22 protein-coding genes are annotated in these 20,702 nt (G+C 71.7%); 8 read left to right on the top strand and 14 right to left on the bottom strand.

Annotated elements, in window-relative coordinates:
- Positions 1–155: 155 nt before the first annotated feature.
- Positions 156–644: a protein-tyrosine phosphatase family protein gene (locus tag ACTWOL_RS11120; protein ID WP_474296463.1), complete on the bottom strand. Its 489-nt coding sequence runs from the start codon at positions 642–644 to the stop codon at positions 156–158.
- A gap of 245 nt (positions 645–889) precedes the next feature.
- Positions 890–1,531, bottom strand: coding sequence for an HAD family hydrolase (locus tag ACTWOL_RS11115; RefSeq protein ID WP_474296462.1), 642 nt, complete (start codon positions 1,529–1,531; stop codon positions 890–892).
- Between the two features lie 53 nt (positions 1,532–1,584).
- On the opposite strand from ACTWOL_RS11115, the gene ACTWOL_RS11110 reads away from it, so the two are divergent.
- Complete coding sequence (locus ACTWOL_RS11110) at positions 1,585–1,821, top strand: hypothetical protein (RefSeq protein WP_474296461.1); 237 nt, start codon at positions 1,585–1,587, stop codon at positions 1,819–1,821.
- Positions 1,822–1,968: 147 nt separating this feature from the next.
- The gene (locus ACTWOL_RS11105) at positions 1,969–2,226 is read left to right on the top strand and encodes a DUF2277 domain-containing protein (protein WP_474296460.1); all 258 of its coding nucleotides are present in this window, start codon (positions 1,969–1,971) and stop codon (positions 2,224–2,226) included.
- On the opposite strand, the gene ACTWOL_RS11100 is transcribed toward ACTWOL_RS11105, so the two are convergent.
- The 3 genes from ACTWOL_RS11100 to ACTWOL_RS11090 form a co-directional block, all read right to left on the bottom strand.
- Positions 2,186–2,839 (bottom strand): DedA family protein, encoded by a 654-nt coding sequence (locus ACTWOL_RS11100; RefSeq protein WP_474296459.1) that lies wholly within the window; start codon positions 2,837–2,839, stop codon positions 2,186–2,188. The two genes, ACTWOL_RS11105 and ACTWOL_RS11100, sit on opposite strands and share 41 nt — an antisense overlap.
- 322 nt (positions 2,840–3,161) lie before the next feature.
- On the bottom strand, positions 3,162–3,632 hold the full coding sequence (locus ACTWOL_RS11095; RefSeq protein ID WP_474296458.1) for a DoxX family protein: 471 nt from the start codon (positions 3,630–3,632) through the stop codon (positions 3,162–3,164).
- A 242-nt stretch (positions 3,633–3,874) separates the two neighbouring features.
- Entirely contained in the window at positions 3,875–5,581 is a 1,707-nt protein-coding gene (locus ACTWOL_RS11090; RefSeq protein WP_474296457.1) for an alkaline phosphatase D family protein, read from the bottom strand.
- A 401-nt stretch (positions 5,582–5,982) separates the two neighbouring features.
- Between ACTWOL_RS11090 and ACTWOL_RS11085 the strand changes: the two genes are divergently transcribed.
- Positions 5,983–6,393: a hypothetical protein gene (locus tag ACTWOL_RS11085; protein WP_474296456.1), complete on the top strand. Its 411-nt coding sequence runs from the start codon at positions 5,983–5,985 to the stop codon at positions 6,391–6,393.
- Between the two features lie 128 nt (positions 6,394–6,521).
- On the opposite strand, the gene ACTWOL_RS11080 is transcribed toward ACTWOL_RS11085, so the two are convergent.
- On the bottom strand, positions 6,522–7,175 hold the full coding sequence (locus tag ACTWOL_RS11080) for an HNH endonuclease family protein (RefSeq protein WP_474296455.1): 654 nt from the start codon (positions 7,173–7,175) through the stop codon (positions 6,522–6,524).
- Between the two features lie 188 nt (positions 7,176–7,363).
- Here ACTWOL_RS11080 and ACTWOL_RS11075 point away from each other — a divergent pair, with 188 nt between their 5' ends.
- Positions 7,364–8,113, top strand: a complete 750-nt coding sequence (locus ACTWOL_RS11075) for an ABC transporter permease (protein WP_474296454.1) — start codon at positions 7,364–7,366, stop codon at positions 8,111–8,113.
- A gap of 394 nt (positions 8,114–8,507) precedes the next feature.
- Positions 8,508–9,092: a TMEM165/GDT1 family protein gene (locus tag ACTWOL_RS11070; RefSeq protein ID WP_474296453.1), complete on the top strand. Its 585-nt coding sequence runs from the start codon at positions 8,508–8,510 to the stop codon at positions 9,090–9,092.
- Positions 9,093–9,282: 190 nt separating this feature from the next.
- On the opposite strand, the gene ACTWOL_RS11065 is transcribed toward ACTWOL_RS11070, so the two are convergent.
- Positions 9,283–9,951 (bottom strand): HAD-IA family hydrolase, encoded by a 669-nt coding sequence (locus ACTWOL_RS11065; protein WP_474296452.1) that lies wholly within the window; start codon positions 9,949–9,951, stop codon positions 9,283–9,285.
- Positions 9,952–10,353: 402 nt separating this feature from the next.
- Here ACTWOL_RS11065 and ACTWOL_RS11060 point away from each other — a divergent pair, with 402 nt between their 5' ends.
- On the top strand, positions 10,354–10,839 hold the full coding sequence (locus ACTWOL_RS11060; RefSeq protein WP_474296451.1) for a hypothetical protein: 486 nt from the start codon (positions 10,354–10,356) through the stop codon (positions 10,837–10,839).
- 57 nt (positions 10,840–10,896) lie between these two features.
- On the opposite strand, the gene ACTWOL_RS11055 is transcribed toward ACTWOL_RS11060, so the two are convergent.
- Positions 10,897–12,186: a peptidoglycan-binding domain-containing protein gene (locus ACTWOL_RS11055; protein WP_474296450.1), complete on the bottom strand. Its 1,290-nt coding sequence runs from the start codon at positions 12,184–12,186 to the stop codon at positions 10,897–10,899.
- A 213-nt stretch (positions 12,187–12,399) separates the two neighbouring features.
- Between ACTWOL_RS11055 and ACTWOL_RS11050 the strand changes: the two genes are divergently transcribed.
- Entirely contained in the window at positions 12,400–14,484 is a 2,085-nt protein-coding gene (locus ACTWOL_RS11050; protein WP_474296449.1) for an MDR family MFS transporter, read from the top strand.
- 44 nt (positions 14,485–14,528) lie between these two features.
- On the opposite strand, the gene ACTWOL_RS11045 is transcribed toward ACTWOL_RS11050, so the two are convergent.
- The 3 genes from ACTWOL_RS11045 to ACTWOL_RS11035 form a co-directional block, all read right to left on the bottom strand.
- On the bottom strand, positions 14,529–15,008 hold the full coding sequence (locus ACTWOL_RS11045) for a GNAT family N-acetyltransferase (RefSeq protein ID WP_474296448.1): 480 nt from the start codon (positions 15,006–15,008) through the stop codon (positions 14,529–14,531).
- A gap of 143 nt (positions 15,009–15,151) precedes the next feature.
- Entirely contained in the window at positions 15,152–15,652 is a 501-nt protein-coding gene (locus ACTWOL_RS11040) for a GNAT family N-acetyltransferase (protein ID WP_474296447.1), read from the bottom strand.
- A gap of 150 nt (positions 15,653–15,802) precedes the next feature.
- Positions 15,803–16,132, bottom strand: coding sequence for an antibiotic biosynthesis monooxygenase family protein (locus tag ACTWOL_RS11035; RefSeq protein ID WP_474296446.1), 330 nt, complete (start codon positions 16,130–16,132; stop codon positions 15,803–15,805).
- Between the two features lie 25 nt (positions 16,133–16,157).
- Between ACTWOL_RS11035 and ACTWOL_RS11030 the strand changes: the two genes are divergently transcribed.
- Complete coding sequence (locus ACTWOL_RS11030; RefSeq protein ID WP_474296445.1) at positions 16,158–17,381, top strand: serpin family protein; 1,224 nt, start codon at positions 16,158–16,160, stop codon at positions 17,379–17,381.
- Between the two features lie 347 nt (positions 17,382–17,728).
- Here ACTWOL_RS11030 and ACTWOL_RS11025 read toward each other — a convergent pair whose 3' ends face one another.
- From ACTWOL_RS11025 to ACTWOL_RS11015, 3 genes are all read right to left on the bottom strand, one after another.
- Positions 17,729–18,397 carry an O-methyltransferase gene (locus tag ACTWOL_RS11025; RefSeq protein ID WP_474296444.1) on the bottom strand — a complete coding sequence of 223 codons (669 nt, stop codon included), beginning with the start codon at positions 18,395–18,397 and terminating at the stop codon, positions 17,729–17,731.
- Positions 18,394–19,491, bottom strand: a complete 1,098-nt coding sequence (locus tag ACTWOL_RS11020; RefSeq protein WP_474296443.1) for a DUF2330 domain-containing protein — start codon at positions 19,489–19,491, stop codon at positions 18,394–18,396. The genes ACTWOL_RS11025 and ACTWOL_RS11020 overlap by 4 nt, the downstream gene beginning before the upstream one ends.
- A gap of 262 nt (positions 19,492–19,753) precedes the next feature.
- On the bottom strand, positions 19,754–20,635 hold the full coding sequence (locus ACTWOL_RS11015; RefSeq protein ID WP_474296442.1) for a GNAT family N-acetyltransferase: 882 nt from the start codon (positions 20,633–20,635) through the stop codon (positions 19,754–19,756).
- Between the last annotated feature and the right edge of the window lie 67 nt (positions 20,636–20,702).

Below are 20,702 nucleotides of genomic sequence, written 5' to 3'. Positions count from 1 at the left end.
CGGTCCGTGACGACGGCGACGCTTCGGACGACGTGACGACGTGACGACGTGACGACGTGACGACGTGACGACGTGACGACGTGACGGCGTGACGGCGGCGACGCTCCGGACGCCAGGCCGGGCAGGGGGAAACCCCGGGCCCGGCCCGCCGCCGTTCAGGCGCCCGTGGTGCCGGTCCCGGTCCCGGTCCCGGTGCTTGTCCCCGCGCTGCCCCCGCATGCGAAACGGCGCACGTAGCGCCGCTGCCACGGGGTCTCCACAGCGTGGGGGTCGTAGTGCCCGCGTACGAAGGCCACGGCCTGCTCCGGCGGTACGCCGTCGAGGACCGCGATGCAGGCCAGGGCGGTACCCGTGCGGCCCCGGCCGCCACCGCAGGCGACCTCGACCCGGTCCGTGGCCGCACGGGTCCAGGCTTCGTGGAACAGGACGCGGGCGTGGGCGCGATCACGGGGGAGGCGGAAGTCCGGCCAGCGGAGCCAGTGGGACTCCCAGGGCACGGACGGTGGCTCCTTGCCGTACAGATGGACCGCGAAGGTGGGTACCGGGCCCGGCGGCAGCGGGCGCCGCAGCGCACGGCCGCGGATCAGCCGACCCGAAGGCAGCCGCATAACGCCGGGAGTGCTCGGATTCCATGACTCGCTCATCCGGCTCACCGTAGGCCTGGCGATGCCGACGAACAACGCGCTCGTGAATCAATGCGTTTGCGAATCAACGCGTTTGTGGATCAACGCGTTCGAGGAGCCATGCGCTCGAGGAGCAACGCGCCGAGCGACGACAAGGTGGCGAAGGGCAACGTGCTTGCGTTGCCGCCGTCGCCCGGACTCCTCGAAGGTCACGAGGCGTCCGCGCCGGGGCGGGGTGCCGTGTCGGCGCCGGCCCGGCCCGCCCGTCAGTGGTCGACGAGGGCGGTGAGGTCGGTCAGTGCGTCGATGCGCCAGTCCGTCGCTGCGATCACCTCGGGGTCGTCCGCCCACAGATGACCCCACACCCCACGGCGCACATGCGCGGTGCGCAGACCCGCGCGCTTGGCGGGGAAGACGTCGTTGACCGGATGGTCACCTACATAGACCGTGTCGCGCGCGGCGGCCCGGGAGACCGAGAGGACATGGGCGAAGAACTCGGGAGCCGGCTTGGCGACGCCCCACTCGCCCGATGTCGCCACCAGGTCGGCGGGCAGATCCAGGGCACGCAGGAGCCGGCCGGCCTTGGCGGTCTGGTTTCCGGCGACCACGACACGGATGCCACGGGCCCGCAGATCGGAGAGCACCGGGCGGACGTCGGTGTAGAGGTCGTCCTCGGTGAGCATCTCGCCGTGGCCCGCGGCCTCACGGGCGCGGTACTCCGCGCCGACGTCGATCCCGGGGCGCAGCAGTCTCAGCGCGTCGGCGCTGTCGCGGCCCTGGGCGGTGACGGCACCGACGAGAGCGGCGAGCGTGTGCCGGGGGACGCTGAGCCAGTCGGCCCACGCGGCCCAGTAGCGGTCGTCGCGTACGAGCGTGCCACCGATGTCGAAAACTATGGTTTCCGTCACCGCACCCAGCCTACGGGTGCCTGTTGTCCGTGGGGAGCCGTAGCCTTGTGGCCATGTCCCCCGACCTTCGCAAGCCTGGTTCTGTGCGGTCCGCTGCCGATGTGAATGCGGAGATCCGTGCGCTCTGGGCCCGGTCCGGCAGCCGGTTGTCCGCCGTGGACGAGGCTCGCTACCAGCGGTTGCTGGTGGAGTGGGCGGCTGCCGTGGCGGACTTGTCGGAGGTGTCGGCGAGTGACGAGGTCCTGACCATGGCCGCGGTCGTGGACGGGGAAGTCCGCGAAGCGGCCTGAGGCACGGCCTCCGGGCCCGAACGTCCGGGATATTTCGGATCTCCCGCACCTCCGGCATCTCCGTATGATTCCTGGGTTCCGGTCTGCCGCGGTGAGCGTTGCCTCAGAGGCGTCCCGTCGTCTGGCCCGGTGGCCCACACTGGAGGCATGTGCCGCAGCATCAAGACTCTCCGACCGCCCGTTCTCCCTCATGAGGCCACCGATGAGGACGTCAGGGCGGCGGCTCTGCAGTTCGTACGGAAGGTGTCGGGCTTCCGGGCACCCGCCGCGCACAACCAGGAGGTGTTCGACCGCGCCGTCGACGAGATCACGGAGGCGACGCGCGTGCTCCTCGACGGTCTCGAGGTACGCGGCGGAAAGCGGGCTACGGAGCCCCGGTCGGAGCCGGTGCCGGACGTCGCATGACGTACGCGGCCAGCGCGCCCGCAGCGAACAGGGCGACGACGGACACCGCCACTCCCACCCAGGTGGCGCCCAGCCACTGGCCGCCGAAGTAGCCGAGGCCGACGCTGTAACCGGCCCAGGCGACGGCCGCGAGGGCGGACCACGGCAGGAACTCCATGATCCTGCGGTGTGCCGCGCCCGCGCCCAGGGAGACCACGGAACGGCCCGCGGGGGCGAACCGCGCGATGACGACGAGCGGGCCGCCGCCGCGTACCAGCGCCGCGCCGAGACGTTCCTGCGCCGAGGTCAGCCGCCGGGACCGGGCGATCGCGCGGTCCAGCCGTTCGCCGCCGCGCCAGGCGACCCGGTAGGCCACGAGGTCACCGAGGACCGAGGCGGTGGCCGCACAGAGCAGCAGCGCCAGCAGTGAGGGAACGTCCTCGGGCGGAACCTGGCCGGCCGCGCTGGTGGACCCCGCCGTTGCCGCCGTCGACCCGGCGGCCGCCGCCGTTGCCGCGGTGATCACCAGTACACCGCTGGGCAGCACGGGCAGAAACACGTCCAGGAGTACGGACAGCGCCACCACGGCGTAGATCCATGGACTGCCGGTCAGCAGCCCCACACTGTCGAGCACCCGAACTCCCCGAATTCCCCCATCAGAGACAGTGCCGCGTCGTCGCGGGGGAGCGGCAGGGGCGGCATGACAGCGATCCAGCGTACGCCCGGGGCATACGGGGAGATCGACAGGGGTGGATGAAGCCGACGGGTGTCCCGGGTCTCGGGGCTGGTCTGCGTATCCCGTCCGGCCGGTCCGCGTACTCGGTCCGGCACGCGCTCGGGAACGGGCCGGAAGCGAGCCGGGAACGGGTGGGTCATGTGCACGGTCCGGCAACGGGCCCGGGCCCGGCGGAAGCGCCGGGCCCGGATCCGGGGACTGCTGCCGTCGCGCGGCCGGATCAAGCCGTCGCGGCCGCCGTGGACTTCTCGGGGTCGCCGGCGCCGGTGGCCGTACGACGCGAGGAGAAGAGCCCGTCGAGTGCCAGTGCACCCGGGCCGGTGAACACGAGCAGCAGGAACGCCCAGCAGAACACCACGGACAGTTCGCCGCTGTTCTGGATCGGGAACAGTGCTTCCTGCTGGTGCACCGAGAAGTACGCGTACGCCATCGCGCCCGAGGCGATGAACGCCGCCGTGCGGGTGCCGAGGCCGATCAATACCAGGCTGCCGCCGACGAGTTCGATGACCGCGGCGTACCAGCCCGGCCAGGCGCCGGTGGGAGCGGTGCCGCCGGCGGCCTCGGCGCCGAGAACGCCGAAGAGCGAGCGGGCTCCGTGGCAGGTGTACAGCAGGCCGATGACGATGCGGAACAGGCCGAGCACATACGGCTGGACCTGGTCCAGCCGTGAGGAAAGCGCTCGAGTGGCCATGGGGACTCCTTCGGTCTGGGGACGTGAAACCGATCGGGTCACCTACGTTAGGGCCGCCTAATCAATGCTTGCAAGTTCAACATCAGGCCGGTTTGTGCTGTTCAAGCGGCCGTCATGTGCTGCTGCGGTGTGCGATGACACCGCCCGTCACGACACCGCCCGTCACGACGCCGCCTGTGACGACGCCGCCCGTGACGGCATGGCACGGCGCGACTGCGTCTGCGGGCCGATGACGCCCGCGTTCACGGACCCTTCGTCAGTTCCCGCTCGTCCACGGTCACGATGCGCGTGTGCGCCAGGTCCGCGCGCCGTCGGTCCGCCCGCTTTCCGAACGCCCGCGCCTGTTCGAGCCGCAGTGTCGCCGAACGCCCGCGCAGCACCAGCGTCATCAGCTGGTTTCCGAACCAAGGGCCACCCGTCCGCCGCCAGTCGATGAGGGGCCGGCCCGTACGGCCGTGGCGGGCCAGCGCATGCCCGAGCCGCCGCCCCGCCCGGCTCCAGCCGAAGCGGAAGCCCATCCGTACCGACGCGTGAATGGCGTTGTGCACCGGCGAGCAGGTCAGCTGCACCACTCGTGCCTCCGGGCCCCCTTCGGGCCAGGGACCGCCGTCCGGCCACGTGGGCTCCGCCACATAGGCGTGGTGGACGTCCCCGGACAGTACGCACACCGTCGCCGGTGCGCCGGGGCCGCTGCCCGCCTCCGCGATGAGCCGGGTCAGCTCCACGAACGACGAGGGGAACGCCGCCCAGTGCTCCAGGTCCGCCCGTCTGCGCAGGTCCTCCGCGAACCGGCCCCAGCGCGGGCCCCGCTCGCCGCGGCACAGCGCCGCGTTCCAGCTCTCCGCGTCGTGGATGGCCGGTGGCATCAGCCAGGGCAGCGAGGTCCCGATGAGGAGATGGTCGTACGAGCCGGGCTCGTCGAGCACCTGGTCGCGCAGCCACAGGGCCTCGTCCTCGTCGAGCATCGCCCGCTTGTCCTCGTCCAGGACGCGCCCGGCGCGGGTGTCGACCATCACCAGCCGGGTCCTGCCGAAGTCGCGGCGGTAGCTCCAGCGGACGCTCGCCCGGTCGCTGTCGGACCGCGCCGCGAAGGTGCGCAGGGCGTCCGTCCCGTCGGGCGTGGCCCGGACGGCTGCGTACACCTCGTCCGTCTCCAGCTCGGCGGGGGAGAGATTGCCGAGATGCTGGTAGACCCAGTACGACATCAGACCGCTGACCAGGCGCTCCTGCCACCAGGCCGTGGACCGCATCTCCGCGAGCCAGGAGGCGCTGGTGTTCCAGTCGTCGATCACATCGTGATCGTCGAAGATCATGAGGCTCGGGACGGTGGACAGCAGCCAGCGGATCTCCGGGTCCAGCCAGGACTCGTCGTACAGCCGCGTGTATTCCTCGTAGTCCGCGACCTCGGTGCCCGGTGGTTCGTCCAGATCGCGGCGGGCGGCCAGCCATTGCCGGGTCGCCTTGGACGTCGCGTCCGCGTACACCTGGTCGCCCAGCAGGAGCAGGACGCCGGGGCGCTCGGTGGTGGGGTCGGCGGCCAGCCGTGCCGCGATGGCGTCGAGCGCGTCGGGCCCGATCGGGTCGTGCTCGTCGGCAGGCGGCGCCGCCCAGCGGCAGGATCCGAAGGTGATCCGCACCTCGTCCGCGGGGACCGACGGGGTGCTGATCGTGCTCGGTGGGAACTCGGAGCCGGGCTGCGGCCACACCCGCCGGCCGTCCAGGAACACCTCGTACGCAGTCGTGGAACCGGGGGCCAGCCCGGACACCGGGATCAGCGCGTAGTGGTGGCCCTCGATCTGGAACGTACGCGCCGAGCCGCCCGCGCCGGCCGTCTCACACCGGACCTCGGCCGTGCAGGGCCGGTCGGCCTCGACCCATACGGTCGCGCGGTCACCGGTCTCCCAGTCGACGTGCCGCAGTAGTGGTCCCAGGCGCAGCCCGGCTGCCATGTGCCCTCCTCCATCGCCCTCGTACGGTACGGAAGAACGACGGTGGAGGGTAGCGGGGTTCCGGGTGGTTCCGCGCGGTTCCGGATTGCGTGATTCCGGAGTGGTTGCGGGGGTCCCGTTCGGTGTGCCCGGTTTCCGTGTGCGCGTTCCCCGGCGCAGGATCACCGCGCAGCGGATTCGCCGAACGGCCACTCATCGCCAAGAATCGTGTACCGAGTGCTCATGACTCCGCTCGGTGATCCCGGCACGCTTGCTGTGCCGGACCCACGAAGCGCCGTCGGTGGTCCTGGCGCCGGTGGCGGCACGCGTTCGTACGGCCACGGGGTTGACGCGTCCGCCGTGTCCGGTAACCGGTCGAAGCCGGACGACTTTCGTACGGCGCATATATCGAAGGGAATGCCGTGAAGCACTTATTCGGACGTCTCGCACTCGTCGGCGCCATAGCCGCGGGGTTCATCGCCACGACCCACAGCGCTGCTCATGCCGTCACGTACAACTGCTGGGACACGAGCGACGCCACCGACAAGGGCGGCCGCTCCTGCGTGATCCGGCACCAGAGCTCCGCCGGTCAGAACGTCGATTTCGTCTACTTCAACGCCTACGACGAGAAGCTGACCGTTTCCGACTACGTGGCCAACGGTGAGGGCGTCGTCGCCTATGTCGAGGGGAACCGGTTCGCGCTCACCACCGGCGCCGATTCCACCCGGTCCTGGGACCTCAATTACTCCGAGGGAACCACGATCACCGTGAAGTCCTGTCAGACGAACGGGGGCCGTGAGTACGACTGCAAGACGGTCTACGCCATCGCCTGATACAGGCCGCGATCCGGACCCGCCGCCCTCAGGCCGTGAATTCAACCTCGATTCCCCCGAGGGGAACGGGGTGTACGGGCCGGGACGCGCGGCACCGGGGTGGGTGTTTCCCCGGTGCCGCGGCACGGTCAGCAGCCGTTGAGGACCGACTGGAGGGCGGACTTCTCCGCCGAGTCGACCGACAGCTTCCAGTAGTACTTCACATGGACCCACATCCGGGCGTAGGTGCAGCGGTACGAGGAGCGCGACGGCATCCACTCCGCCGGGTCCTGGTCACCCTTGGCCTGGTTCACGTTGTCGGTGACGGCTATGAGCTGCGGACGGGTGAGGTCGTTGGCGAACGCCTGGCGGGAGGAGGTGGTCCAGGAGTTCGCGCCGGAACGCCACGCCTCGGCGAGCGGGACGATGTGGTCGATGTCCAGATCGGAGGCTGCCGTCCACGTGGCACCGTCATACGGGGAGTACCAACTACCGCTGACCGCAGCGCAGTTGGAGTCCTGGACCACGCCGGAGCCGTCGCGCTTGAGCACGACCTCGCGGGTGTTGCAGGCGCCCGACTGGGTGATCCAGTGCGGGAACTTGTCGCGGCTGTAACCGGTGGAGGAACCTTCCGCCTTGACCGTCAGCTGGCCCAGGTACGCGCGGGCGGTGGCGGCGCTGACGGGGGTGGGGGGAGCGGCGTTGGCCGCGGGTGCGGTGAGCAGTGTGGTGGCACAGGCCAGCGCGGCGGATGCGGCGAGCACGGTGGCACGTGACACGCGACGCGCGTAGACACCAGACATGCGAACTCCCATGAGGGTGGGGGGTGGTGAGGGTTTACGGGTCCCCGTGTCGAGGCGGGACCCGGGTCATCGTGGCGCCGGCAGGTGTCACCCGGGTGGGCGCCAGGTAACAGAGTGGCGACATGAGCACGTCAGATCAAGGGGTTTGACGGTGCACCAGATCGCTTTGTCCGGCTTAGGGTTGACACGTGCTGCTGCCGGTCAATGTCACCTTCGGGGTCGTACTCGCCGTGCTTCTGGCCACCGCGGCCTCCGTCGCGGCGCTCGCCCGCCTCGGCGCGGGCCGCGCTCGGGAGATCGTGGTCGCCGGGCTGAGGGCCGCGGTCCAGCTCGCCGCGGTCTCGTTCCTCATCGGCTGGGTGGTGCGGGCGGTCCCGCTGCTGCTCGCCTTCCTGCTGCTGATGTACGCCGTCGCCGTACGCACCGCCGGGCGACGGATCACCAAGAACGGCACCTGGTGGCGTACGGCACTCCCGATCGGCGCGGGCGTCGCGCCCGTTGTCGCGGTGCTGCTGCTCACCGGGCTCGTCCCGCTCAAGGGCATCGCGCTCATCCCGGTCACCGGAATCCTCATCGGAGGGGCGCTGACCGCGACGGTCCTCGGCGGACGTCGCGCCCTCGACGAGCTCGCGACCCGTCACGGTGAAGTGGACGCGGGGCTGGCCCTGGGGCTCCCCGACCGCGACGCCCGTCTGGAGGTGGCCAGGGACGCGGCGTCCGACGCGCTGCTGCCGGGCCTCGACCAGACCAGGACGGTGGGCCTGGTCACACTGCCGGGCGCGTTCGTCGGCATGCTGCTGGGCGGGGCCTCACCCCTGCAGGCGGGCGCCGTGCAGCTGTTCGTCCTGGTGGGGCTGATGGCGGTGCAGGCGATCGCGGTGGCGCTGGTGCTGGAGCTGGTGGCGCGGGGGCTGCTGCACCGGGACGGCGACGGCTGAGGACGGCGACGGCTGAGCATGGCGAGGCTCGGGGTGCCGGTCTGAGCGGCCACCGGTGTGCGGGGCCGCCGGTGTGACGGGCCCGCCTCGCCGCCTGGGACTGGGGGCACCGCCCCGGGGGCCGAGGCCGTGGGCCCCCGATCGCCGAGGGCGTCGCGTACCCTGTCAGGAGCAGAAGGGGAGTAGCTCTTCGCCGGAACGTCGACATACTGCCGAGCTCGTCTCGGCCGGCGCCCGGAGGCGGCCGCGTGAGCGGCCCGCCAGCGAGACCTTCGGCCAGCAGTGATCCATGACCATGACCGTTCATGGCGCTGCCGTGCCGAAGCGACCCCGGAAACGGAAGCGATCAGGTCTCTCGGTGCGGCGGAGCCCCACCGATTGAGGAACCCCAGCTGTGCTGAGCTTCACGATCCTCGCGATCACCTTCGGCGTCGTCTTCCTCGCCGAGCTCCCCGACAAGACGGCCCTCGCCGGGCTGATGCTCGGCACGCGCTACCGGGCCTCGTACGTCTTCGCCGGAGTCGCGGCGGCCTTCACCGTCCATGTCGCGCTGGCGATCGCCGCGGGCAGTGTGCTGACGCTCCTGCCGCACCGGCTGGTCCAGGCGGTCGTCGGCGTCCTCTTCCTCGCGGGCGCGGCCGTACTGCTGCTGAAGAAGGACGACGAGGACGGCGAGGAGATCAAGGCGCCGGAGGACCAGTCCTTCTGGAGGGTCTCCGGCGCGGGTTTCATGCTGATCCTGATCGCCGAGTTCGGTGATCTGACGCAGATCATGACGGCGAACCTGGCCGCCCGGTTCGACAACCCGCTCTCCGTCGGACTCGGGGCGGTGCTGGCGCTGTGGGCCGTGGCGGGAATCGGCATCGTGGGCGGCAAGACCCTGATGAAGTACGTGCCGCTGCCGCTGATCACCAAGGTGGCGGCGGCGCTGATGACCGTGCTCGCCGGCCTCAGCCTCTACGAGGCACTGGCGGGCTGAGCGGAGGCGGCGCCGGGCCTCGTCCAGCCGGGGCGCCCGACGGGCCTCCGTCCCGGGAAGCCCTGACGTGTGACGCCCGGCGTGCGATGCCCGGGGTGTGGTGTGTGACGCCCGGGGTGTGGCGCGTGACGTTCGGTGTGTGATGTTCGGTGTGTGACATGTCACACACCGAACATCACGCGCCACGCGACTACGCGAAGCTGAGGGTGATCGTGCCCGTCGCGTCACCTCTGACCCGCAGCCGGGTGAGGTCGTCCACGTGCACGTCGGGCGCGAAGACGGCCGCGCGCGGCCCCACACCGACGACGCGCATCCCGGCGGCGCGGGCGGCGGTGATGCCCGCTTCGGAGTCCTCGAACGCCACGCACTCCGCCGGGGCGAAGCCGAGCTCCGCCGCGCCCTTGAGGAAGCCCTCGGGGTCGGGCTTGCTCGCGCCCACGCTCTCCGCGGTGACCCTGATCTGCGGCACGGGCAGTCCCGCGGCGCGCATCCGGGCCTGGGCGAGTGCCTCGTCGGCCGAGGTGACCAGCGCATGCGGCAGCGCCGCTATGGACGCCATGAACGCCGGGGCTCCCGCCACGGGCACGACGCCGTCCAGGTCCGCGGTCTCCTGGGCGAGCAGCTCGCGGTTCTCGGCGTGGTTCTCCGCCATGGGCCGGTCCGGCAGCAGCGCGGCCATCGTGGCGTAGCCCTGGCGGCCGTGGACGACCTTCAGCGTCTCGTCGGGGTCCAGTCCCTGCTTGAGGGCCCAGCCGCGCCACACGCGCTCCACGACGGCGTCCGAATTGACGAGGGTGCCGTCCATGTCGAGCAGGAGGGCGCGGGCGGTCAGTGTGGACGGGGTGGGGGTGGCCGGCATCGGCGTACTCCGGTTCCAGGAGTCGAAAGTTCCAGCAGTCGAAACGTGCGACGGGCGGGCGAAGGCAAGGTGCTGCCTGGCAGGCCAACGCACGGCCCGGGACAGAGCGGTCCCCGCCCGCCGGTCAGGGAGTGCGAGCGGGAACCACTTTGTTTTCTTACGATACAAAAAGCGGCGCCGGAACGCCAACCCGCTCCCTTGGACGCATCGAGTGGTGCACCGAGCGTTGCACCGGGGGCCGCTCGCCCGTCCGCCATGCATAAGATCGACAACTGCCGACGGGGGAGACGCGAACATGCCAGAGGAATCCGGTCAGTTGGGTCAGTTGGGTCAGCTGTGGGGCCACCGGGGCCCGGGTGCCGGAAGGGGTGCGTAGCGGTGGGACGACTCCGGGACCGGTACATGGGCACGAAGTACCCGGACGACGGCGTCACGGCGATCCCCACCATGGAGTTGCGGGCCGCGCTGCTCGCACTCGACGGTACGGGTGTGCCGTTCAGCCTGCGCGAGGCCTACGCCGATGGGGCCGAACTGGTGGCGATGTGGCAGATCACGGAACCCGCCACGGGCTCCGGTCTGAGCCGTCGGCAGGTGGAGCGGACGTTCAAGATCTCGATGCGGCTGGTCCCCGGGGAGCGCGAGGTGCGGGCCGTGGACCAGCAGTGGGCGGTGACCCGGGCCGGGCCCGCACCCGGTGTGACCGTGGGGCGCGAGCGCGGACGCGGGCCGATCCGCAGAAAACACGTGGAGTGGACGTACGAGAAGGGCGCCGACGGCCGTCGCCGCAAGGTCGTCACCTTCCGGCTGGACACGCGTGACATGAAGGATCCGCTGCGGAACACCGTCCTCGGCGCCGGATGGACCTGGCGCGGAGTGCGCAAGCTGTGAGGGCGGGGCCGCGTACCGCGAAAAGGCGGGACGCGGCGGAGCATCGCCGCCCGGAGCTCAGCGGCCGCGTCCTCCGCCGTTGTTGCCGTTCCAGTCGTCGCCGTCGCCCCCGCCGCTGCCGCCCTGGTACTGCGTCTCCGCCTCCAGGGCGCGGCGGGTGGCGGGGCCGTAGACGCCCTGGGCGTCGCCCGAGATCTCCCGGATCGACTGGAAGTACGCCACGGCCCACTCCACCTCACCGTCGAAGCGGCCGTGCGAGGGGCCGTCGTAGAGCCCGAACTGCGCGAGGCGCTCCTGGAGCTCGACGACTTCGGAGCCGCTGTCGCCCCGCTGGAGGGTGACCGCCGTGGCGGGCGAGGCAGGGCCCCGCGACACCCGTCCGGTGGCGCGGGTCGGGGAGGACGACGACACGGGGGCACCGGAGCGCGGAGCCAATGTCGCGGAGCGCGACGGGGATGCCTTCTCCGAAGCCGCCGGGGAAGGGGCCTCCGAGGGCGATGCCGACGGCGAGCTGCCCGGCTTCTTCGAGGCCGACGGCTTTCCGGACGAGGGCGCCTTGGGGGCGGCGCTCAGGAACGGCGCCATCGTCTCGATCTCGGGGAGCGCCCGGTCCTGCTCGCCCTCGCCGTCGGAGAGCAGCCCACCGGCGAACGCCGCGGCGGTGCCCAGGGCGACGACGGCGGCGGCCGAGGCGATCAACACGCCGGGACTCCTCCGGCGAACCGGCCTTTCGGGGGCGGCGGAGCCGGCCGGCCCCGGAGCCGAGATCTCGAACTCGTACGTGGTCTCCTGCGCGGCGGGCGAGTAGGCCGCGGAGTCGGCCTGGAACGCCCGACCGTACGCGGGCGGCCCGGGAGGCACCGGGAACGCGCTGTCCGTGCGACCGGGTACGGCCGGCATTCCCGCGGCGAAGCCGTCCGGGGCCCATTCGTAAGAGCCCGTCTCCTGTGAGCCCGTCTCCTGCGTGCCCGCTGTCTGCGAGGCGAAGTCGTGCGGGGCGGATGTGCCCGGGTCGAAGTCGTGCGGGGCGGATGTGCCCGGGTCGAAGTCGTGCGGGGCGGATGTGCCCGGGCCGAAGTCGTGCGGGGCGGATGTGCCCGGGCCGAAGTCGTGCGGGGCCGGTGCGTCCGGGCCGAAGCCGTACGGCGATGTCGTGTGGGCGCCGAAGTCAGCGGGAGGAGAGGTCTCCGCGGCGGCCCCGGACGCCGCCGGCAGCGGTCCGGGCGGCGGACCCGGATCCACCCCCTGCGGGGGCGGGAGTGTCACATACGGGCGGATGCGCAGCGGGTCGAAGTCCTCGGCCGCCGCGATCTGCGCCGCGCGCTCGGCCGCCCGCTCGGCCCGCACCGCGCAGCCGCATCTCCGCGACGGCGATGCGCCGCCACATTCAGGACAGACGCGTCCCGTCATCGTGATCCCCTCCCCATGAGCTGCCAGCGATTATGCAGCCCGCGTCCAGCCACCGCGCCCCGAGCCCCCCTTCGGCAGGCCATAACAGGACGAAACCGCGAGGATGGGATGACGTGCGTGAGAAGCGACTCGGCGTACCGAGGAGTGCCCATGGCGCAGGATCTGACCAGCCCGGCCGTGAACCCCGGCCCGAAACCCGGAGCGGGTGGGTCGCGCGGCCGCCGGAGCGTGCTCGTCTCGATCGGCGCGCTGCTGCTCGGCCTGCTGCTCGCGTCCCTCGACCAGACCATCGTCTCCACCGCCCTGCCGACGATCGTCAGCGAACTCGGCGGTTTGGAGCATCTGTCCTGGGTCGTGACCGCGTATCTGCTGGCCTCGACCGCGGCCACGCCCCTGTGGGGCAAACTCGGCGACCAGTACGGTCGCAAGAAGCTCTTCCAGGCCGCGATCGTCATCTTCCTGATCGGTTCCGCCCTGTGCGGGATCGCCCAGGACATGGGCCAGCTCATCGCCTTCCGCGCCCTGCAGGGCCTCGGGGGCGGCGGGCTGATCGTGCTGTCGATGGCGATCGTCGGCGATGTCGTCCCGCCCCGTGAACGCGGCCGCTACCAGGGCCTGTTCGGTGCGGTGTTCGGCGCGGCGAGTGTCCTCGGACCGCTCCTCGGCGGGCTCTTCACCCAGCATCTGAGCTGGCGCTGGGTCTTCTACATCAATCTGCCCGTCGGCATCGTCGCTCTCTTCGTCATCGCCGCCGTGCTGCAGATCCCGGTGCGCCGCACCCACCACACCATCGACTACCTCGGCACGTTCCTGATCGCGGCGGTCGCCACCTGCCTGGTCCTCGTCGCATCCCTCGGCGGCACCACCTGGGCCTGGGACTCGGTGCAGATCATCGGCCTCGCCGTGCTGGGAGTCGTACTCCTCGCGGTCTTCGTGCACGTCGAGCGCAGTGCGGCCGAGCCTGTGCTGCCCCTGAGGCTGTTCCGGATCCGCACCTTCACCCTCGTCTCCGTGATCAGCTTCATCGTCGGCTTCGCGATGTTCGGCGCGATGACGTTCCTGCCGACGTTCCTGCAGGTCGTGCAGGGCGTGACCCCCACCATGTCCGGTGTGCACATGCTGCCGATGGTCTTCGGGCTGCTGCTCACGTCCACGGTGTCCGGCCAGATCGTCAGCCGTACGGGACGCTGGAAGGTCTTCCCGCTCCTCGGCACCGCCGTCACCGCGCTCGGCCTGCTTCTGCTGCACCAGCTGGAGCGGGACACACCGGCCTGGCAGATCGGCACGTTCTTCTTCGTCTTCGGCGCCGGACTCGGCATGGTGATCCAGGTGCTGGTGCTGGCCGTGCAGAACGCCGTGAACTACGAGGACCTCGGCGTCGCGACATCGGGCTCGACGTTCTTCCGCTCCATCGGGGCGTCGTTCGGGGTCGCCGTCTTCGGCACGATCTTCAACACCCTGCTCAACGAGCGGCTCGCCGACGCGCTCGCCGGACGGCGGCTTCCACCCGGCACGAGCCCCGACGCGCTCGCCGCGGACCCCCGGTCCATCGCCGACCTCCCACCGGCCCTGCAGCCGCAGGCGGTGGACGCCTACTCGACCGCCATCACGGACGTCTTCCTCTACGCCTCCCCGATCGTCCTCATCGCCTTCGTCTTCGCCTGCTACCTGAGGGAGGACAAGCTGCGCGGTTCGGTCACCGCGCCGGAAGTCACCGAAACACTCGCCTCCAACCCCGTGGAACGGTCCTCCTACGACGAGTGCGCCCGCGCCCTGTCGGTGCTGGGTGCGCGCGAGGGCCGCAAGGCGATCTATGTGAAGATCACCCGGGCCGCGGGGCTCGATCTGTCCCCTGCGGCGAGCTGGCTGCTGCTGCGCATCAAACGGTGCGGCACGGTCGAACCGTCCCGGCTCGCCGACGTCACGGCCGTACCGCTCAAGGCGATCACCGAGGCGTCCCGGCAGGTGGAGGAGCGCGGGCTGGCCCGGCGCGAGGGACTGTCCCTGACGCTCACCGACAAGGGGGCCGCCGCGGCGGCGAAACTGGCGGCGGCCCGGGAGGAGTCCCTGGCCCGGCTGCTCGGCGACTGGTGGGGGCCGGACCGGCCCACGGACCTGGTGCAGCTGGTCAAGGAGCTCACCGCGGAGCTCGGCGGCTCGGACGGCGAGAGGCCGTACAGCGGCGAGGCGCACCGCGACCACGAGGCGTGGCGCCACCAGCGCCCGCCGCGCTGACCCCTGTCCGAGGCCGCGGGGGAGCCCGCACGGTGACGTCCGTGTCAGAGCTCCTTGCCGTACCAGACCTCCATGTACGGCCCCTGGCAGTACGCCGGTATCTCCGCGTAACCGCCGCGCGAGTACAGCGCCCGCGCTTCGACGAGATCCAGCCGGGTGTTGAGCACCATGCGCGTCGCACCCAGCCGCCGGGCCGCCCGCTCCAGGGAGCCGAGCAGCGCCGCCCCGCCGCCGCTACCGCGCAATCCCGGCCGTACGTACACCCGCGTCAGCTCGGCGGTGCCCGCATCCAGCATCAGCACGCCCCCGCACGCCCCGGGCCGGCCTCCGTACCGACCGACGACGAACTCCCCGCTGGGCGGCACGAGCCGCTCCACCCCGTCGCCCGCCAGCCCGGCATCGACCTCCGCCGCAGTCGCGGGGCGTCCCCAGTACCGGCCCGCGACCTCGCCGTAGTAGGCGCGGCGCAGGGCGGTCGCGTCAGGGGTGCCGAAGTGCTCGGGGCGCAGGGACCAAGTCGTCACGCCGACTGTGTACGCGGCCCCGGTGTCACGGCGCGAGCGAATATCGCGCGCAGGGTCCGAGAAGGGGCGCCATCCAGGGGGGTGCAGCCAACCCTCCGGAGTGCCCAGCGGGTGGGCGCCACCTGGTCCGGCTGAGTCGCGGTCTACGGCTGAGGCACGAGGTCACACCGGTACCAGGTGCCTGCCTCACCGTCGAGGACGGCCGGGTCGGCCGGGCCGACGGGAAGGAACCCGGCCTTGGCCAGCACCTTCTGGGACGCGGCGTTGCCGAGTGTGGTGGCCGCCCGCAGTGTGTGCAGCCCGTGCCGGGCCGCCGCCAGCCGGCACAGCTCCCGGACGGCCGCGGTCGCCACGCCGCGGCCGGCGATGTGCTGGGCGACCCGGTAGCCGAGTGCGGCAGCGCCGTCCTCCAAGTCGTACAGGTTGAACCGGCCCAGAACCGCGCCGTCCTCGTCGACGAGCACATAGAAGGCGCAGACACCGGCCTCCTGCTCGGCCAGCAAGGCGTTGTGCCGGTCGGTGTACCGGTCGAAGAACTCGTCGCCGCGGTCGGGGACGGAGGCGGCGAAGTAGGCGCGGTTCGCCAGCTCGAAGGCCAGGACCGCCGGGGCGTGGCCGGCATGCAGCCGCTTCAGCTCGGGCATCGCACGACTCTACCCAGCCGTGCGCCGAGACCACCTGGAGATTCCGCAAGGCCCACCGTGAGCTACACGTTGAGAAGGGCAAGGAGCGAAAACTCCCTGCCCTTCGTCGTCTTCGCCCGGTGTCGTCTGCCGGACAGGCCCTGGTCGGACCTATTCGCCCTTGGGCGCGGCCTGCTGGACGACCTCGAAGGACCACACCTGGGAGCCGCTCGCCGCCGGGCGGGGGCGGTCGCCGGATTCGCCTCCGCCGCCCTGGTGCGCCGCCTTCATCGGTCCCTCCATCCACGCCTGGAAGGACTCCTCGTCGCGCCAGCGCGTGTAGACGAGGTACTGGTCGGTGCCCTCCACGGGCCGGAGCAGCTCGAACCATTCGAAGCCGTCGGAGGACTCCACCAGACCGGCGCGGGCGCCGAAGCGCTTCTCGAGGGTCTCGCGCTGCTCTTGGGGAACCGTCAGTACATTGATCTTCACGATGCTCATGCAGGCAGGATAGGGGGCGGCGGCCGTGACGGACGGGGCGGGACTTGTCGGACACGCACCGGCGGTTCGTGAGCTGGGGGCACGCTGGTTCCGGCTGCTTGAGCGGGGCGGGCGCGGCGACTTCGTCTGTTCGCCCGCCGGGCTGTGGCTGGCCCTGGGGGCGGTGGCCGCCGGGGCGCGGGGGGCGACCGAGACGGAGTTGCGGGCGCTGCTCGGGATCGCGGGCGAGGACGCCGCGCACGCGGTCACCGGGGCTGCGCGGGCGATCGCCGGCACCGATGCCCTGGCCGTCGCGACACGGGTGTGGAGCAGAATCCCCGTCTACCGCGCCTATCGTGAGGCCCTGCCGGACATCGGGTTCGGACACCTCGACCAGGACGAGATCGACGCCTGGGTGAACGAGACAACCGGCGGCCAGATCGAGAAGCTGCCCGTCCCCATCCAGCCCGACACGCTGCTCGCCGTGGTCAACGCCCTTGCCTTGAAGGCGCGTTGGCAGACGCCGTTCCCCGCGCACCGGACCCGCCTCGCCCCGTTCACCGACGCGGCGGGAGCCGTGCACCATGTGCCCACCATGCACCGGCAGTTGAGCCCGGCGGAGACATGGACCGCCGGCGGGGCCACGGTCGTCGAACTGCTCTGCGCCGCCGGACCCGGCGCCCCGCCCGGCAGGGGCGCACCGGCGAGGGTGCGCCTGGTGCTCGGGCCGAAGGGCGCGGGTCCTGCCGAAGTGCTGCCCGCCGCCTGGGCACCGGCCGGGATGCACGGGCCCCTCGACGCGGAGGTCATCGCTCTGGCACTTCCCCGGTTCTCGCTGCGCACCACGATCGAGGTCACGCCGCAGCTCCCCGCGTTCGGAGTGGTCTCGGCGACCTCCCCGGGCGCGGACTTCTCCGGGCTCTCCCCAGAGCCGATCGCGATCTCCCACGTCGTCCAGGAGACGGTCGTCAAGGTCGCCGAACTCGGTGTCGAGGCGGCGGCCGTGACGGTCGTGCTCGCCAGTCCGGGCGGAGCGCCGCCCCGTCCGCGCAGGACCCTGCGCGTCGCCTTCGACCGCCCCTTCGGCATCGTCGTCCTCGACGGCAGCGGCACGGTGCCGCTGTTCGCCGCGTGGCAGGCGGGTGCCCCGGCGGGTGAGCCGATCGACGCGGGGAGCGCGGGACGGCAGGGGCTGCTTCCGCCGCCCCTGCCGTCACCGTCGTCAGCGCAGGGTCGTCCCGGAGACCCGGGCCGTCCGGACGGTACGTAGTCCGGACCTGGTCAGTACCTAGTGCTGTGGCCGGATAGGTTTGCCGGGAAGCTCGCGGCGTCCTGTGCGGTGTATCGCCAGGCGGAGAATCGGCCTTGTACTGGATGTACTCGGGTGATTCGACAACGCAGCGAGACGCCGTGCAGGACACCGCGAGCCGGTGAACCTATCCGGTCACAGCACTAGGGGGCTTCTGACGGATCTCCGCGGCGTCGCGACGCCCGGCACTCGCTCTCGCCGCACCGGCCGAAAGCCCAAGTACGTCCAGTACGAGGGCTTCCAGCCGGCACCCCGAGAGCACGCACCGGACGCCGCTCCTTCCTCCACGGAGATCCATCAGAAACCCCCTAGACCTGCACCCGGGCCAGGAGGAACCCGTCGTAACTCCGGGCCCCCACCGTCTGCACCGCCGTCGCGCTGAGCTTCGGGTGCGCGGCGACGAGCTCGATCATGCGGCGGGTGGCGCGTACCGACTCGTCCTCGCTCGCCGCGTCGGCCACCGCACCTCCGCGCACCACGTTGTCGACGACGATGACGCTGCCCGGCCGGGACAGCTTCACCGCCCACTCCACGTAGTTGGGGTTGTTCACCTTGTCCGCGTCGATGAAGAAGAAGTCGAACGGGCCGGCGCCCTCGGCCTCCAGCTGCGCGAGGGAGTCGAGCGCGGCGCCGGTACGCACCTCGGCGATCTTGTCGAGACCCGCCCGGGCGAGGTTCGTACGGGCCACCTCGGCATGCGCGGGGCTGTACTCCAGCGAGACCAACCGCCCGTCGGCGGGCAGCGCACGGCCCAGCCAGATCGTGCTGTAGCCGCCGAGCGTCCCGATCTCGAGGATTTTCCGCGCACCCTGGGTGAGGGCCAGCAGATGCAGCAGCTTGCCCTGGTTGGCGGCGACGGCGATGCTGGGCATCCCAGCCGCGTCACTCGCGGCGACGGCAGCGCTCAGCGCCTCGTCGTCCGGGGAGAGCTGATCGATGAAGTAGGCGTCTACGTCGTTCCATTGGTCGTTGGTCATACCGCGAACCTACCTTGACGACGGCGGCGCTTCCTGAGTGTCACGGCAACGCCCACCGCCGGCACCAGCAGCACCCCGGCCACCGCGACCAGCCACACCGGCACTCCTGCGGCGGTCAGCAACTCGTCCCGCCACAGCACCCGCCGGTACGGAGTGTCGGCCGAGGCCCGCAGCAGTTCATGGTCCCCGTCGATGTGTGACGGCACCGGGAACTCCTGGTCGATGGCGGTGAGGAACACCGGTGCGCCCGCCGTCAGCCGCCCGATCGCACCGGCCGGCAGGACCTCGCCGGCGAAGGTCACCTCGGGCGCGTCGCCCCCGATCGTGCCGCGGGGCTCCATCCGGTGGGGCGCGAGGACGTACAGGCTCAGCGACTGTGGGGTCCTGGCGAGCCGCGACAGCCGCATCGGGTAGACCAGCCGGTCGCTGGCGAACCGGATCCGGAGGGGGTCGAGCGTGCCGCCGAGCACCGCGTCCTTGCGGTCGGGGGCGAGCCTGACGGCGACGTACTCCCACTTCTTGTCGACGTACGGCCTCAGCTCCGGCGTCAGCCGGTCCGGCAGCTCGAAGCCGTTGTCGTCGAGCCAGCCGCGCAGCGCGTCCGGATCGGTGGCCGTCAGCCGGGCCACATCGAAGTCGCCGAGACGTTCGCGCCCGATCACACCGACGGGCGGTGCAGCGGCGCCCGGTCGAGGTGCCGCGTCGCCGACGCTCCCATCCGCGGAGCCGAAGGGCCAGTCCCCGGAGCGCGGCCAGAAGTAGTGCCGGGTGCGGTGTTCGGGGACGGTGAGGTCAGACAGCTCGCCGAAGAGTTCCGGGTCCCCGAGCTCGACCGTGGCCCTGGTCGGTACGGGCATGATCCAGGCGGCGCGGGGCGCGTTCCCGCCCACCGTGAAGCGCATGACGATCTGTTCCGTGCGGCCGTCCCAGTGAACGGCCGACGTCTCCCGTTCTACGGCCATCCGCGACTGTCCGTACGGGATCATCGCGCCGCAGCCGCAGGCGTACGCCGGCGCGACCAGTGAGCCGATCTGCAGCGCCAGCAGCGCGCAGACCAGCAGCAGAACCCTGTGTATCCCCCGTGTCCCCCACATGACCCTTCGGACGACGCGGCGGACGGTTCGGTTCCCGCGCTCACCTGCGGGTTCGCGGCCCGAAGAGGCGCCGGGACGAGCTGTCCCGGCGCCCCCTCGGGTGGATCGCCGCGTCCAGCCAGGATCCGCCCGCGGCCCCGGCTTCGCCAGTCGATCAGTCCGTGTCCGTCAGCCGGTATCCGTGCGGATGCGGCTACGGGGCGCTGCCGAGCGGGACTCCGTAGCCGCACCGATGGCGGGATCCCGGTTCTCCGCGGGCCGGCTACGCGGGGCCGGACGGCTCCGCGATCAGTGCCGTGGCGACCCGGCGGAAGCCGGCGCGGGCATAGATCCGGGCCACGTCCTCGTCTCTTGCGGACAGGAACACGGTGGAGACGCCCTGGGCCCGTGCATCCGCCACCAGAGCCGTGGTGACCGCGATCCCCAGGCCGCGGCGCCGGGCGCTGGGCAGTGTTCCCACTCCGACGATCTCGGTGACCTCACCCACGCGCTGGTGCTGTCCCGCGCACAGCGCCACGCCGTCCGCCACGGCCGCGGCGACCGTGGTCAGCCCTGCCCGGATCCGGTCGGCAGCGCGCTCCAGCGTGCCGTCGTTCACCACCGCCGCGGTCGCCTTGGCCAGCTCGTCGGCGCCCGCGGTGCCGATGCGGGTCCCGGGCTCGGCGAACGCGAGTTGCGGAACGGCCAGTGCGCTGGGCAGCGCCGGATCGTCCGGGCCGAGGATTCGCACCGCAGGGGCGCCGGGGGCGCCGTCCGCAGCCTCGTCGGACGGGCCGGAGGCGAGAGGCGCCGGTGCATCGCCGGCGAGGGCCATCAGCGGGTGCTCGTGCACCACGAGCCCGGACGCCTCGACCGCGGCCCGCAGCCCCGGCACGAGGTCGCCCACCCACTCGAAGCTCTCCGGCGCCCCCAGCTCCCGTTGCCGGGCACGCACCCGGTCCACGTCGGCGGCGCTCGCCGCGCCCTGCCATCCCGGGGTGGGACGGGCGTAGAACGGCCAGCCCTCGCCCTCCCTGACGAACAGCCTCAGCGGACCGAAGTCCTCGGCGCGGGCGCCGGAGCGCGGCACCGCGTCGTAGTAGCGCTCGATCCGGTCCAGTCGGTCGAGCCGGTCGAGCGGTTCCGGGGCATTCTCAAGATCCATGTCAGTCACGACGGGCATGGAACCACCGCCCCGACCCGATCGACCACCGGATTACGCCGCCGGCCTC

The organism is Micromonospora sp. IBHARD003 (assembly GCF_056106285.1).
Note: the sequence above shows the minus strand (reverse complement) of the source record. Positions and strands in the feature narration are given on the sequence as shown.